Source organism: Kitasatospora sp. NPDC057518 (assembly GCF_042802075.1).
Lineage (GTDB): Bacteria > Actinomycetota > Actinomycetes > Streptomycetales > Streptomycetaceae > Kitasatospora.
In genome coordinates this window covers 1-12131 of sequence record NZ_JBHVEU010000271.1, presented here as the reverse complement: position 1 = coordinate 12131, position 12131 = coordinate 1, and the positions used below count along the sequence as shown (strand labels likewise).

Annotated in this window: 15 protein-coding genes and 1 pseudogene; 9 read left to right on the top strand and 7 right to left on the bottom strand. The window is 71.3% G+C overall.

Annotated features, from left to right (window positions below):
* Nucleotides 1-985 precede the first annotated feature (985 nt).
* Nucleotides 986-1750 (bottom strand): GNAT family N-acetyltransferase, encoded by a 765-nt coding sequence (locus tag ACFU7Z_RS25460; RefSeq protein ID WP_380779874.1) that lies wholly within the window; start codon nucleotides 1748-1750, stop codon nucleotides 986-988.
* A gap of 426 nt (nucleotides 1751-2176) precedes the next feature.
* Here ACFU7Z_RS25460 and ACFU7Z_RS25455 point away from each other — a divergent pair, with 426 nt between their 5' ends.
* Both ACFU7Z_RS25455 and ACFU7Z_RS25450 read left to right on the top strand, forming a co-directional pair.
* Nucleotides 2177-3091, top strand: coding sequence for a hypothetical protein (locus ACFU7Z_RS25455; RefSeq protein WP_380779870.1), 915 nt, complete (start codon nucleotides 2177-2179; stop codon nucleotides 3089-3091).
* Nucleotides 3092-3134: 43 nt separating this feature from the next.
* A pseudogene (locus ACFU7Z_RS25450) lies at nucleotides 3135-3393 on the top strand (hypothetical protein); the annotation flags it as partial.
* Nucleotides 3394-3636: 243 nt separating this feature from the next.
* Here the strand turns inward: ACFU7Z_RS25450 and ACFU7Z_RS25445 are convergent.
* From ACFU7Z_RS25445 to ACFU7Z_RS25430, 4 genes are read right to left on the bottom strand one after another with little or no spacing between them, the layout of a single operon-like run.
* Entirely contained in the window at nucleotides 3637-3822 is a 186-nt protein-coding gene (locus ACFU7Z_RS25445; protein ID WP_375874748.1) for a DUF397 domain-containing protein, read from the bottom strand.
* Nucleotides 3823-3846: 24 nt separating this feature from the next.
* The gene (locus tag ACFU7Z_RS25440) at nucleotides 3847-4032 is read right to left on the bottom strand and encodes a DUF397 domain-containing protein (protein WP_375874747.1); all 186 of its coding nucleotides are present in this window, start codon (nucleotides 4030-4032) and stop codon (nucleotides 3847-3849) included.
* 23 nt (nucleotides 4033-4055) lie between these two features.
* Complete coding sequence (locus tag ACFU7Z_RS25435; protein ID WP_380779867.1) at nucleotides 4056-4241, bottom strand: DUF397 domain-containing protein; 186 nt, start codon at nucleotides 4239-4241, stop codon at nucleotides 4056-4058.
* Between the two features lie 11 nt (nucleotides 4242-4252).
* Nucleotides 4253-5098: a helix-turn-helix domain-containing protein gene (locus ACFU7Z_RS25430; RefSeq protein WP_375874745.1), complete on the bottom strand. Its 846-nt coding sequence runs from the start codon at nucleotides 5096-5098 to the stop codon at nucleotides 4253-4255.
* A gap of 229 nt (nucleotides 5099-5327) precedes the next feature.
* Between ACFU7Z_RS25430 and ACFU7Z_RS25425 the strand changes: the two genes are divergently transcribed.
* From ACFU7Z_RS25425 to ACFU7Z_RS25400, 6 genes are read left to right on the top strand one after another with little or no spacing between them, the layout of a single operon-like run.
* Complete coding sequence (locus ACFU7Z_RS25425) at nucleotides 5328-5696, top strand: ATP-binding protein (RefSeq protein WP_079272654.1); 369 nt, start codon at nucleotides 5328-5330, stop codon at nucleotides 5694-5696.
* Nucleotides 5693-5956, top strand: a complete 264-nt coding sequence (locus ACFU7Z_RS25420; protein WP_074005068.1) for a hypothetical protein — start codon at nucleotides 5693-5695, stop codon at nucleotides 5954-5956. The genes ACFU7Z_RS25425 and ACFU7Z_RS25420 overlap by 4 nt, the downstream gene beginning before the upstream one ends.
* A 43-nt stretch (nucleotides 5957-5999) precedes the next feature.
* Nucleotides 6000-6386 (top strand): hypothetical protein, encoded by a 387-nt coding sequence (locus tag ACFU7Z_RS25415; protein ID WP_380779865.1) that lies wholly within the window; start codon nucleotides 6000-6002, stop codon nucleotides 6384-6386.
* 43 nt (nucleotides 6387-6429) lie between these two features.
* The gene (locus ACFU7Z_RS25410) at nucleotides 6430-7251 is read left to right on the top strand and encodes a class II aldolase/adducin family protein (protein WP_375874743.1); all 822 of its coding nucleotides are present in this window, start codon (nucleotides 6430-6432) and stop codon (nucleotides 7249-7251) included.
* Nucleotides 7252-7307: 56 nt separating this feature from the next.
* Nucleotides 7308-8342 carry a 2-dehydropantoate 2-reductase gene (locus ACFU7Z_RS25405; protein WP_380779862.1) on the top strand — a complete coding sequence of 345 codons (1035 nt, stop codon included), beginning with the start codon at nucleotides 7308-7310 and terminating at the stop codon, nucleotides 8340-8342.
* Nucleotides 8343-8376: 34 nt separating this feature from the next.
* Nucleotides 8377-9114, top strand: a complete 738-nt coding sequence (locus ACFU7Z_RS25400; protein WP_380779860.1) for a hypothetical protein — start codon at nucleotides 8377-8379, stop codon at nucleotides 9112-9114.
* A gap of 57 nt (nucleotides 9115-9171) precedes the next feature.
* Here ACFU7Z_RS25400 and ACFU7Z_RS25395 read toward each other — a convergent pair whose 3' ends face one another.
* On the bottom strand, nucleotides 9172-9822 hold the full coding sequence (locus tag ACFU7Z_RS25395) for a hypothetical protein (RefSeq protein ID WP_380779858.1): 651 nt from the start codon (nucleotides 9820-9822) through the stop codon (nucleotides 9172-9174).
* Between the two features lie 100 nt (nucleotides 9823-9922).
* Nucleotides 9923-10378, bottom strand: a complete 456-nt coding sequence (locus tag ACFU7Z_RS25390; RefSeq protein WP_049650286.1) for a MarR family winged helix-turn-helix transcriptional regulator — start codon at nucleotides 10376-10378, stop codon at nucleotides 9923-9925.
* Between the two features lie 220 nt (nucleotides 10379-10598).
* Between ACFU7Z_RS25390 and ACFU7Z_RS25385 the strand changes: the two genes are divergently transcribed.
* Nucleotides 10599-12080: an MFS transporter gene (locus ACFU7Z_RS25385; protein ID WP_380779872.1), complete on the top strand. Its 1482-nt coding sequence runs from the start codon at nucleotides 10599-10601 to the stop codon at nucleotides 12078-12080.
* Nucleotides 12081-12131: the final 51 nt, after the last annotated feature.

The following is a 12131-nucleotide window of genomic DNA, read 5'->3' as shown; positions in this document are numbered from 1 at the left end:
CAGGTGTGGTGCCGGACCCTTCCGACTGTGGAGCGCCAGGCCCGGGTTGCACGGACTCTTCCTACTGAAAGTAGGACGTGCTCTGGTAGCACCGCTGACGCCTGACGAGGACTCATGTCCCTCGCGACATCAGGAATATTAGCAGCTCAACGCCGGTGCGCCGAATCGCGTCCCCGGCACCAGGGCCTTGCCGAACTCCAGTGGGGCGTGCGCATGTCGGAGGCCGTCGGCCCGAACCCGGTTGGCCGGGCGCCGGCCGGGTGCCATCACCATCAGCTGACCGTATTCGTGTGCGTGGCCTGCGACCGTCCGACCACCGGGGAGCTGACCGGGTTCCCCGAGGTCCCGGAGCGGCCGATGGGCCAGGGCAGCAGCAAGGCCGACGGGTCCCGGTAGGCCACGTCCACCGTGCCGCTCGGCTTCTTCGCCGTGGAGCCCGAGCCGTGGGGCGCCCCGCTCGTTCCCTCCAGGGAGTGCCTGGCGGTCTTCCTGGGCGGGCCCGCCGTCGTGGACCCGGACGGCTCCGGGTTCCTGGTGTCGCGGGGCCCCGCGACACGGTCGTCCTCCACCCCGGGGATGCGGCGGAACTCCAGCCGCATCCCCGGGGTGGGGGCACGCGGGGTGCTGCGGCACCACAGGTCGGAGCGGCATGAACCGGCTGTGCCCCCGCGGTGCGGAAGTGGCCACGCTGGTCAGCGATTGCAGTACCCCGTACGAGCTGCACCTGGATCCCGACCGGGTGCGCGCCGTCCGCCAGGGTTCGCCCCGCGAACGCGAAAGGGCCCGGCACCTGTGTGGTGCCGGACCCTTCCGACTGTGGAGCGCCAGGCCCGGGTTGCACGGACTCTTCCTACTGAAAGTAGGACGTACTCTGGTAGTACCGCTGACGCCTGACGAGGAATCATGTTCCTCGCGACATCAGGAATATTAGCAGTTCAGTGCCGGTGTGCCGAATCGCGGTGCCACGAGGCCGGGGGTTCGGGGTTCAGGGGGCGACGGCGTACTCGGTGAACAGGCCGCAGGGCTGGAATCCGAGGCGGCGGTAGACGGGCTCACCGTCGGAGGAGGCCTGGAGGACGGCGGTGCGGTAGCCCGCGTCGTAGGCCGTGCGCAGGGTGGCCAGGGTGATGGCTCCGCCGTAACCGCGTCGGCGTTCGGAGGCGAGGGTGGCGATGTTGTAGATCCCGGCGACCCCGGCGAAGAGGAAGACCTCGGCCGAGCAGACCGGCCGCCCGGCCACGCACCCGACGAGGTAGCGGGCGGGGCAGTCGGGGGAGAGGGCGGACCCGGCTGCGTCGGCGTAGAAGCGGCGGACCGTGGCGGCCGGCGGGTCCCAGTTCGCGGCCACGATCGTCGCGTAGTCGGCGAGTTGTTCGGGAGTTGTCGCGAGGCGGATGTCCAGGCCGTCGGCGGACGGCTCCGGCGGAGCGGTGTGCAGGTCCAGGCACATCCCGGTCTCGGTCTCGGAGGCCTGGAGGCCGGCGGTGGAGAGGAGGGTGGGGAGATCTGGGGGAGTGGTGGCGGGGCCGACCCACCAGGAGAAGGGGCGGCCGGTCGCGGTGAGCGTCCGGACGGTCTCCGCGATCCGGGCGGGGGCGGTGGAGGCGGTGAAGCGCGCCGCCGCAACGATGTTGAAGGTGTCGTCGTCGAGTCCGCTGTCGGCGATGACGAGGTCGGCGGTCTCGGTGACGGTCGCGTGCTCCAGGCGGCGGTGCAGGTGGCAGGCGTGCTCGGCGAGGTTCCGCTCCATGCTGACGGGCAGGTCGGAATCGTCGGGAGCGGTTGGTCGCGTCTGGTCCATGCCCGCCACGATGTCAGTCGGGGGAGGAGATGCCGAGTGATTAACTGATCGTTTCGGAATGACTTCGAAGGTGCCGGAGGCAGACGATGCTGCAGGCCAGGCCGCCGATCCGCTGCTGCACCTGGTGTCACAGGTCATCGCTAGGTTGGTGTTCCTTGCAGGCCGATTGTGCCGGTGACCGGACGCAGCACGGGGGTTGGGATGGGTGTCGGAGTCGGAGGCCGGGCGAGCTGGCTACTGGAGCCGCTGGTGGGGGTGGGGCCGCTGCGGTTCGGGATGTCGCCTGAACAGGTAAACGTGGCGCTGGGCGAGGATGCTCCGGCCGGTGTCCTCAGCGGCGCTCTGCGGTCGTGGAGCTGGTACCGCCGGCATGGAGTGAGCGCGATCTTCGGACCGCGGGAGCAACTGGTGGCCGTGGGGATCAATGCGAATAGCGGGCCGCTGGTGCTGTTGGAGGGCGTGGTGCTGGTCGGCCGGGCGCCTTCCGAGGTGCGCGCGGACATCAGCCGCCTGGCGCTGCGGTGCGGGGTGAAGGAGGTGCCGAACGCCGAAGGGGAGCAGGACGTGCCGGCGTGGGGTGTCTCGGTGGGTGCGGTCCAGCAGTGGCTGCCGGATGCCGAGGGCTTCCGGCGACAGTGGCTGGATGCCATGGTCACCGACCTGCTGGTGACCGGGCCCGGCCTGGCCGAGAACCCGTACGGCGACAGGACCGTGGCGAGTTGGCGTAGCAACTTCCGGCGCCCCGACCCCGAACCGGGGCCGTGGACAGTACGGCCCGAGCGGGAGCGGCCGCAGTGGGAGTGTGTGCCGCTGGAGCGGGTGGGGCCGCTTCGGTTCGAGATGACGCCGGAGCAGGTGTCGGCTGCCCTGGGCGGGGAGACGGCTTCTTCGCGCGGCATCTACCATCCCTTCCCCGCAGGCACCCCTTGGGCGACCCAGGGTGACCCTGAGGAGGAGCGACTGGTGGAGGAGCGATTCGAGGCCGCCGGCGTCCGCGCGCACTACTCGGGGTGGGAGCAAGGCCGCGGCCCGCTCCTTGTCGCGGTCACCGCCCTTGGGCGATCCGGCCCCCAGATCCTCCTCGACGGCATCCCGCTCGTCGGCCGGCCGGTCACCGCCGTCGAAGCCGACATCGTCAGGTACATCGCGGACAACGACCTCGGCCTGCGGCTTCCCGTCAGCGGGGACATGGAGATCTACGGCCTCGGCGTGTTCGTGCGTGCCGCCCGTGTCGGTGACGCCGCCATCAGCGAGGCCCGGCTCGGGGCAGAGCAGTGGTACGAGGAGTGATCCTGCCCCTGCTGACCGCTTCAGCATGAGTTGAGCTGCCCTCTTGTACTCGGCGGTCTCGGTCGGCAGGGTACCCGGGGTGCGTGTTGCTCCCGTCCCGGATGACTTGTGGGAGCGGGTGGCTCCGCTGCTGCCGCCCGCTCCCGGACGACGCCATCGACCGAGGCCAGCGTGTGGCCCCGCTTGCACGCCGCACTGCTGACCGAACTGCACCGCGCGGACCTGGCTCCAAGCGCCATGTGATCGTGGACCGTCGCGGCATCCCGATCGCCGTGACGTTCACCAAGTGCCGGGGGGGGAACGCGAAAGGGTCCGGCACCTGTGTGGTGCCGGACCCTTCCGGTGATGGAGCGCCAGGCCCGGGTTGCACGGACTCTTCCTACTGAAAGTAGGACGTGCTCTGGTAGCACCGCTGACGCCTGACGAGGGCTCATGTCCCTCGCGCTGAATGAAATATTAGCAGCTCAGTGCCCGTGCGCCGAATCGGGGCGGCCGGGGCACCGGCCGGAGGGTGGAGCGGGCCGGCCGGTGCGGCGGGGGAGGCGTCAGACGTCGAACTCGCCCGCGCGGATGGCGGAGACGAGGTCGCGCCACTCGGTGGGGGTGAGCTGGGCGATGGCGTCGGGCAGGAAGCTGCTGCGGACATAGACGGCGTCGGTGGTGATTGCTACCTCTGGGCAGTTGCCCGCATTGGAGCACGCGTTGGGTCGAGTCCAGATGAGGTTCTTCATCGAACTGCCTCCGTAGTCCGAGCGCTACAGGTCGAACTCGCCCGCGCGGATGGCGGAGACGAGGTCGTGCCATTCGTCGGGGGTGAGCTGGGCGACGGCGTCAGGCGCGAGGCTGCTGCGGACGTAGACGGCGTCGGGGGCTACGGCTACCTCTGGGCAGCTTGCGCCATCGGGGCAAGCCATGGGCCGTTTCCAGGCGAGGTCCTTCATCGAACTCCCTCGTAGTCCGGGTGCTACAGGTCGAACTCGCCCGCGCGGATGGCGGAGACGAGGTCGTGCCATTCGTCGGGGGTGAGCTGGGCGATGGCGTCGGGCAGGAGGCTGCTGCGGACGTAGACGGCGTCGGATGTGACAGCTACTTCAGGGCAGTTGTTCCCGTCTCCGCACGCGGTAGGCCTTCGCCAGGTGAGTTCATCCACGATGATTCCTCTCACAGGGTCTTCGCTATGCGGGAGATGAGGTCGCGTGACTCGTCAGGGCCAAGCGCTCGGTCTCTCATTGCCGCAATGACGTCCTGATAGTTCTTGAGCTGGTTCACATCGGTCAGGAATGCCGGTGTGCCGATGGAGTCGAGCTGCACGGTGTCCAAGCGGGAGATCGGACCTCGTGCGTACATGACCGCCTGCCCCGCCCCCTTGAAGCCGCCGGCCCGGAACTCCACCACTCGCAGCGTCACGTTGGGGAGTTCTGACAGCGTCAGTAGGTGGTCGAGCTGGGCGCGGGCTACGGCTGCCCCGCCGAACATCATTCGGAGCGCGGCCTCGTGGACGATCGCCTCGTAGGGCATGGGGTTGGCGCGGGTGAGGAGCTGCGCCCTGCCCATGCGGTTCTCCACTCGCGCCTCGATGTTCAGCGGCCGCAATGGCGGATAGACCTCGCGGAATATCTCCCGGGCCGTGTCCTCGGTCTGCATCAAGCCAGGCACGTGGCAGATCTGATAGGTCGCGAGGCCGTGTGCGTGATGTTCGACCTCTGAGATGTCAAGCAGGCCGGTGGAGACGAGTCCACGGTGGTCCTCCCACCAGCCTTTGGACTTGTCTCCGGCCATCGCGGCAAGCGCGTCGACGTAGTCGGAGTCGCCTTCCTCGTACTCGGACGCAAGGGCGATCACCCGATCGGGAGTGACGGCGTACATCCCCTGTTCGATGAGCGTGATCTTCGTGCGATTCAACCCAAGGACGGCGGCGGCCTCAGCGGTGGTTCTACCGGCGGCATCGCGCATCTTCCGTAGCTCGATACCGATTCGCTGCTTGCGAGCGCTCGGAGTGTGGGGCATGGGGCCAAGCATCTAACGCAGCGGTGGTGCGAGTCCAGCCACTCTTTTTAGGGACATGTTCCCAACCGTATGGCACATGTCCCACATCTTGCCCTACAGTCTGTGATGCACCGATCACTGAACGGATCGTCAGTAACGCCGCTCGGGCACCGAAGAACACCCATGTCCAGTGGGTTCGTTCACGGCGACGCATCCGCCGGTCTCACCCTTTCCCCCATCGGGAGACACTGTGCGCAACATCAACTCCCCCTCCCTCACCCTCTCCCGCGACGCCCTCCGCGACGGCATGGCCAGCGCCGGCTGGCCGCCCTCCCTCATCGCGGACGCCGAGCTCGCCATGGTCGAACTCATCGTCAACGCCTGGCGCCACGGCGAGACGACCTCCCCGGTCATCCTCATCGACCACCGCGTCGACACCCTCCGCGTCGCCGTCTCCGACCGCAGTCCACTCCTCCCGAACCTGGGCCCCCACGCCCTCCTCTCCGAGACCGGCCGGGGCCTCCAGCTCGTCGCCGGCCTCACCCACCGCTGGGGTGTCGACCCCCAGCATCTCGGCAAAACCGTCTGGTTTGAGCTGCGGCAGGACGGTGCCGCGTGAGCGCCCACCACCCGATCCACCCCGCCGACCCGGCCCTGCTCCACCTCACCTCGCGCCAGGTCACCGAACTCATCGTGGAACTCCGCACCGAGGGCCGTGAGTTCGGCCTCCTCTGGCCGTCCGCCATCCCCGGTGACATCAACCTCCACGGCCGCCGCCTGGTCGACATCGGCAATGTTCCGGCCAGCACTCTGATCAACCTCCTCGCGCTCATGCGCGAGTACAAGCGCAACCGCGACGTCCGCCACCGGCTGGAGTGACGACACCTTCCCGGGAACAGTCCCGCTCTGTGATCCTGTTCGCATGCTGCTCCCCGACGTCGCCTCGCAGACCGTCCTCATCGAAGTGGTCCGGATCGCGGATCCGAGGAGCGCCTACGGCTCGGACTCCGTCACCGGCGAGGTCCTCACCGTCTGGGATTCCGAGCACCTCCGGCAGGCCCTCGACCTGATGGGCGAGCTGCCGGAGGGCGAACTGCGCCGGTGCTTCGAGCCCGGGTACGGGATCCGGGCGCACGGCCCCGGCGGGCTCCTCTTCGAGGTCTCCTTCTGCTTCAGCTGCCACGGCGTCTGGCTCGCCGGCCCCGGGGTGCCGTCCGACCTCCACGGCATGCAGGCCTTCGACGCCGACAGCCCGCCCGCCCGCGAACTGCTCCACCGCTTCCGTACGTCCGCCGGAAATCCGGCGTGACACCTCGTCCCTGACCGGACCGACCGCACCCCGAGGAGCCGCCATGCCCGTACCGCAGCAGCCCGCCGACCCGTACGCGGCGATCGGCGTCGTGGGCCCCGCCCCCGAAGGGGTCACCCTGCCGCTGCCGCCGGTGTTCGACTCGGTGGAGGAGGAGCGCCGGTACCGCAAGGAGCAACTCGCCGCGGGCTTCCGCCTGTTCGGGCGGTTCGGCTTCTCGGAGGGCGTCGCCGGGCACATCACCGTCCGCGACCCGGAGCACCCGGACCGGTTCTGGGTGAACCCGTTCGGCATGAGCTTCAGCCAGATCAAGGCCTCCGACCTGATCCTGGTCGACCACGAGGGCACCCTGCTGCACGGCACCCGCCCGGTGAACCGGGCCGCCTTCGCCATCCACTCCCAGGTGCACGCCGCCCGCCCCGACGCGGTCGCCGCCGCCCACTCGCACTCGCTCCACGGCAAGGCCTTCTCCAGCCTCGGCATCCCGCTCGCCCCGCTGACCCAGGACGCCTGCGCCTTCTTCGAGGACCACGGCCTGTACAGCGACTACCGGGGCGTCGTGACCGACACCGAGGAGGGCAAGAGGGTTGCTGCCGCGCTCGGCAGCCACAAGGCCGTCATCCTGCAGAACCACGGCCTGCTGACCGTCGGCCAGTCCGTGGCCGAGGCGGTCTGGTGGTTCGTCACCATGGAGCGCTCCTGCCAGGCGCAGCTGCTCGCGATGGCGGCCGGCACCCCCAAGCCGATCGACCGGGAGACCGCGCTGATCACCCGGGGCCAGGTCGGGACCCCGCTGGCCGGCTGGTTCCAGGCCCGCCCGCTGTGGGACCAGATCACCGCCTCGGACCCCGACCTCTTCGACTGACGGCCCCGCCCTCCCCGTCCCCCTCCCCGTCCGCCCACCCCTCGGAGAAGCCCCCCGTGCCCGCCAGCCCCGCCCAACGCAGGCTCCGGATCGCCGTGTTCGGCGCCGGCTCCATCGGCTGCCACCTCGGCGGCATGCTCGCCGCGACCGCCGACGTCACCCTGATCGGGCGGCCGGCGGCGATGGCGGCGATCGACGCGGCCGGGCTGACCCTCACCGGCCCGGGCGGGGCCCGCCGCGAGGTACGGGACCTGACCGCCGCCACCGACCCGGCGGCCGTGGCCGGCGCCGACCACGTCCTGGTCACCGTGAAGTCCGCCGACACCGCGACCGCCGCCCGCGAACTCGCCCCGCACCTCGGCCCGGACACGGTGGTGGTGAGCTTCCAGAACGGCCTGCGCAACACCCGGGCGCTCGCGGCCGCGCTGCCCGGCCACCGGGTGCTGGCCGGCATGGTCCCGTACAACGTGGTGCGGACCGGGCCCGCCGCCGTTCACCAGGGCAGCGGCGGGTCGCTGATGCTGGCGGCGGGGGAGGGCGCCGCCGCCCTCGCCGGGGCGGCCCGGGCGAGCGGGCTCCGGCTGGACCTGCGGCCGGACATGCCGGCCGTCCAGGCGGCCAAGCTGCTGCTGAACCTCAACAACGCCGTCAACGCGCTCTCCGGGCTTCCGCTGCGCGAGCAGGTCGGGCAGCGGGCGTTCCGGCGGTGCGTGGCGCGCTGCCAGCGGGAGGCGCTGGCGGCGTTCCGGGCCGCCGGGGTCGCACCGGCGCGGCTCGGCCCGGTGCCGCCGGGGCTGATGCCCTGGGTGCTTGGCCTGCCCGACGCCCTGTTCCAGCGGCTGGCCGGGGCGAGCCTGCGGATCGACGCCACCGCCCGCTCCTCGATGTGGGAGGACCTCCAGCGCGGCCGCCCCACCGAGATCGACTCGCTCCAGGGCGAGATCGTCGCCCTCGCCGAACGCCACGGCCTCGCCGCCCCCGCCAACGCCCGCCTGATCGCCCTCGTCCGCCGGGCCGAGGCCGCCGCCCCCGCCGCCACCCCCGCCTGGACCGGCCCCGCCCTCCTTGCCCAACTCCCCCCGGCCCGCTGACGGCTGGCGCCCGTCGACCTGGTTGGATCGCCGCATGACGGACTGGTCGCGCCTCCACCACGCCTACGGCTCCGCCGAGGACGTACCCGCCCTGCTGGACCGGATCGCGGCGGAGCCCAGCGCCGAGCTCTGGAACGACCTGTGGTCGGCCCTGTGCCACCAGGGCAGCGTCTACCCGGCCAGCTTCGCGGCACTGCCCTGGCTGGCCGACCTGGCCGGGCGCGGGGACCGGGACCAGGCGGTCAACGCCGTGGTGCTGGCGGGCGCGATCACGGCCGGCGCCGACCAGCTGCACGAGGCGGGCGACGTCCGCGCGGAGCACGCGGCGGAGATCGCCGGACTGCTGGCAGCCGCGAACCGGTACCTGCGGACGGCCACGGACCGCGGGGAGTACGTCCACCTCCTGGAGGCCGTCCTGGGCTTCGAAGGCGTCGCGGGGTGGAGCGAGGACCTGGCCTGGGGGCTCGGGAGCGAGGAGTACGAGGTCTCCTGCCCGGGCTGCGGGGCGGGCCTGTTCATCGTCTTCGGCGAACGCGGCCACTTCTCCACCGGCGAGGACTACGCGCTCGCCGACGGGGACATCGAGACCCGGCCCCTGCGGCCGACCGCCCCCGCGGACCTGGACGGCATCGGGCGGCGCCTCCACGACCTCGCGCTCGCCGACGGACAGCGCGAGGTCGCGCACGCGCTCACCCACGTGTTCGGCGGCGCGACCTGCCCCGACTGCGGGACCGACTTCCCGGTCGCCGACCGGATCCGGGCCGAGGGCTGAGCCGGCTGCCGAGCTGCGACCGCCGGGCGGCGGGCGGCGCTTGCGGGCGGGCGCCGCTCAGTAGTCGAACCAGACCACCAGCCGGACGTTGTCGTCACCGTGCTGCGAGGCGAGGGCCTCCATGACCGTCCAGACCGGCTTCCACTCGCCGTCCTCGCGGACGGCGTCGCGGCGGTCCATCCGCTCGGAGCGGTAGACGACGTCGTCGACCACCCACTCGCTGCCCTCGGGCCAGGTCCGCACCTCGCCCGGCTCCGACCCCGACCCCGGTCCCGGTGTCGGCACCGGTTCGGGAATGCCGAGGGTCTCGCCGAAGCGCCGGTTCCAGGCGCTCTTGCCGACGAGCGTGAGCCCGTCGGGGGTCCGCCGGTACTCGTGGAGCCGGCTGTCGGGTGCCTCCGCCGCCTCGGCCCAGTCCACGGCCCTCACCTCGGCCCAGGTGATCCAGGTGGTGCCGTAGAAGGTGGTCCCGTAGGTGTCCACCGCCGCCCGCACGGTCTGCGAGGCGTCCGGCGGCAGTCCGCGATCGGCGGCCAGCGGGCGGAAGTTGGCGTGGTTGCGGACCCCGAAGAGGCAGCCGAAGGCGTCGTAGTTCCTGGTGGTGTTGAGGAGGTCGAGGGCGACGGCGGCCTGCCAGGCCGGCTTCCCGTCCTCGTCGCGCGGGAACCATGCCCGGCACTCGATGAATCCGTTGATGTCCGTTCCCATGCCGGGCATTCTCCAGGCCGCCCCGCGCGAGAAGTCGGCCCCGCCGACTTCCCGTGCGCTCCCCAGCCGGGCCGACGTCCCGTGCGGCGCCCGCGTCGGCTCAGTCGCGCGGCCAGGGGCGGCCGTCGAGCCGCTCGATGCCGGTGTTGAAGCGGCGCAGGAAGCCGGCGAAGGAGGCGATGTCCTCCTCCGGCCAGTCCGTCATCACGAGGTTCAGTGCCCGTACGTGCGCCTCGCGTTCCGCGTCCAGCCGGCGGCGGCCCTCCTCGGTGAGGCGGAACTTGCGGGCGATGCCGCCGTCCGGGTCCGGGATGCGTTCGAGCAGTCCCGCGCTCTTCAGGGCCGCCGTCTGCCGGTTGAGGGTGGAGACGTCCAGGGCGAAGGCGTCGCTCAGCTGGCCGATGGACATCGGCCCTTCGGCGTCGACCCGGCTGAGCAGGATGTAGGCGCTGCGTTCGAGCTGGCTGCCCTCGGGGCGGGCGTTGACCTGGCTGAGGTCGCGGTGCCGGGCGAACACCAGGAACTCGAGGGCGACCTCGTGCGTGGGGCTGGTCATGTCGAAGTCCCTTCATCACCGCTTCGACCTGCGGGTTCTCCGTGGATCACCCTTCAGTATGCCAGAGGCATGCGCAGCACACATGATGTGCATCGCGCACATCCTGTGTAAGCTGACCGTCTTGTGTTTCATGCACATCGTGTGTTTTGTGCATGTTTCCGCTCTCGAACGCTCTTCGAACGTTCTTCGACTGCTCTTCGACCGCCCGAGGAGGCCCGTCATCAACGGCCCCGCCCCCACCCCCCGCACCGGTCCGATCGTGGCGGTGCTCGCCTTCACCGGCACCGTCGCCGCGATCATGCAGACCCTGGTCACCCCGCTGATCAGCCAGCTCCCGCAACTCCTGCACACCAGCGCGTCCAACGCCTCCTGGGTCATCACCGCGACCCTGCTCTCCGCCGCCGTCTTCGTCCCGATCAGCGGCCGCCTCGGCGACCTCCTCGGCAAGCGGACGATGCTCATCGCCTCCTGCGTCCCGCTGCTGCTCGGCTCGGTGCTGTGCGCGGTGGCCGACTCCGTGGTGCCGATGATCGCCGGACGGGCCCTGCAGGGCATGGGCATGGGCCTGGTGCCGATCGGCATCAGCCTGCTGCGCGACGTGCTGCCGCCCGAGCGGCTCGGCTCGGCGATCGCCCTGGTCAGCGCCTCCATGGGGATCGGCGGCGGCCTCGGCCTGCCGATCGCGGCCGGCGTCGCCGACTACGCCAGCTGGCGCGTGCTGTTCTGGGGCACCGCCGTACTGGCCGTCGTCATCATCGGCCTGCTCTGGGTCATCATCCCGGCCCCGGCCGCTTCCGCTTCCGCGGACGGCCGCCCCGCCACCGGGGGGCGCTTCGACTACGTCGGCGCGATCGGCCTGAGCGTCGGCCTGGTCTGCCTGCTGCTGCCCGTCTCCAAGGGCGGCGACTGGGGCTGGGGCAGCACCCGGACCCTCGGCCTGTTCACCGCCTCCGCCGCGATCCTGCTGCTCTGGGCCCGCTGGGAGCTGCGCGTCACCGAGCCGCTGGTGGACTTGCGGGTCACCGCGCGCCCCCGGGTGCTGCTGACCAACGCCGCCTCCGTCCTGGTCGGCTTCGGCATGTACGCCCAGGCGCTGATCGTGCCGCAGCTGCTCCAGCTGCCGGAGGCCACCGGCTACGGGCTCGGGCAGTCGATGCTGGCGATGGGCCTGTGGATGGCGCCCGGCGGGCTGATGATGATGGTCGTCTCCCCGTTCGGCGGCAAGCTGTCGGCCGCGCGCGGACCGAAGTTCACCCTGGTCGCCGGGGCGCTGACGATCGCCGTCGGGTACGGGCTGGCGCTGCCGCTGATGGGCTCCACCTGGGGCGTGCTGATCGTGACGATCGTCTGCAACAGCGGCGTGGGCCTGGCCTACGGCGCGATGCCCGCGCTGATCATGAGCGCGGTGCCGCTGACCGCGACGGCCTCGGCGAACAGCTTCAACACCCTGATGCGCTCACTGGGCACCTCGGTGTCCGCCGCCGTGATGGGCGTGGTGCTGTCGCAGATGACCGTCACCCTGGGCGGCCACACCCTGCCCTCGGAGGGCGGCTTCCGGGTCGGCCTGGTGATCGGCTGCGGCGTCGCGCTGATCGCGGCCGCCGTCGCCGCCGTCATCCCCGCGCCGCCCGCGTCCCGGCTGCGCTCCGTTCCGGTGCCGGCGGGGGCCGGCGCCGAGGAGGCGGACCAGGCCAAGGCCTGAGCTCCGCCGGTCCTCGAAGCCCCGCCCCGGGCGCGCCGTGCTCGCGCGCCC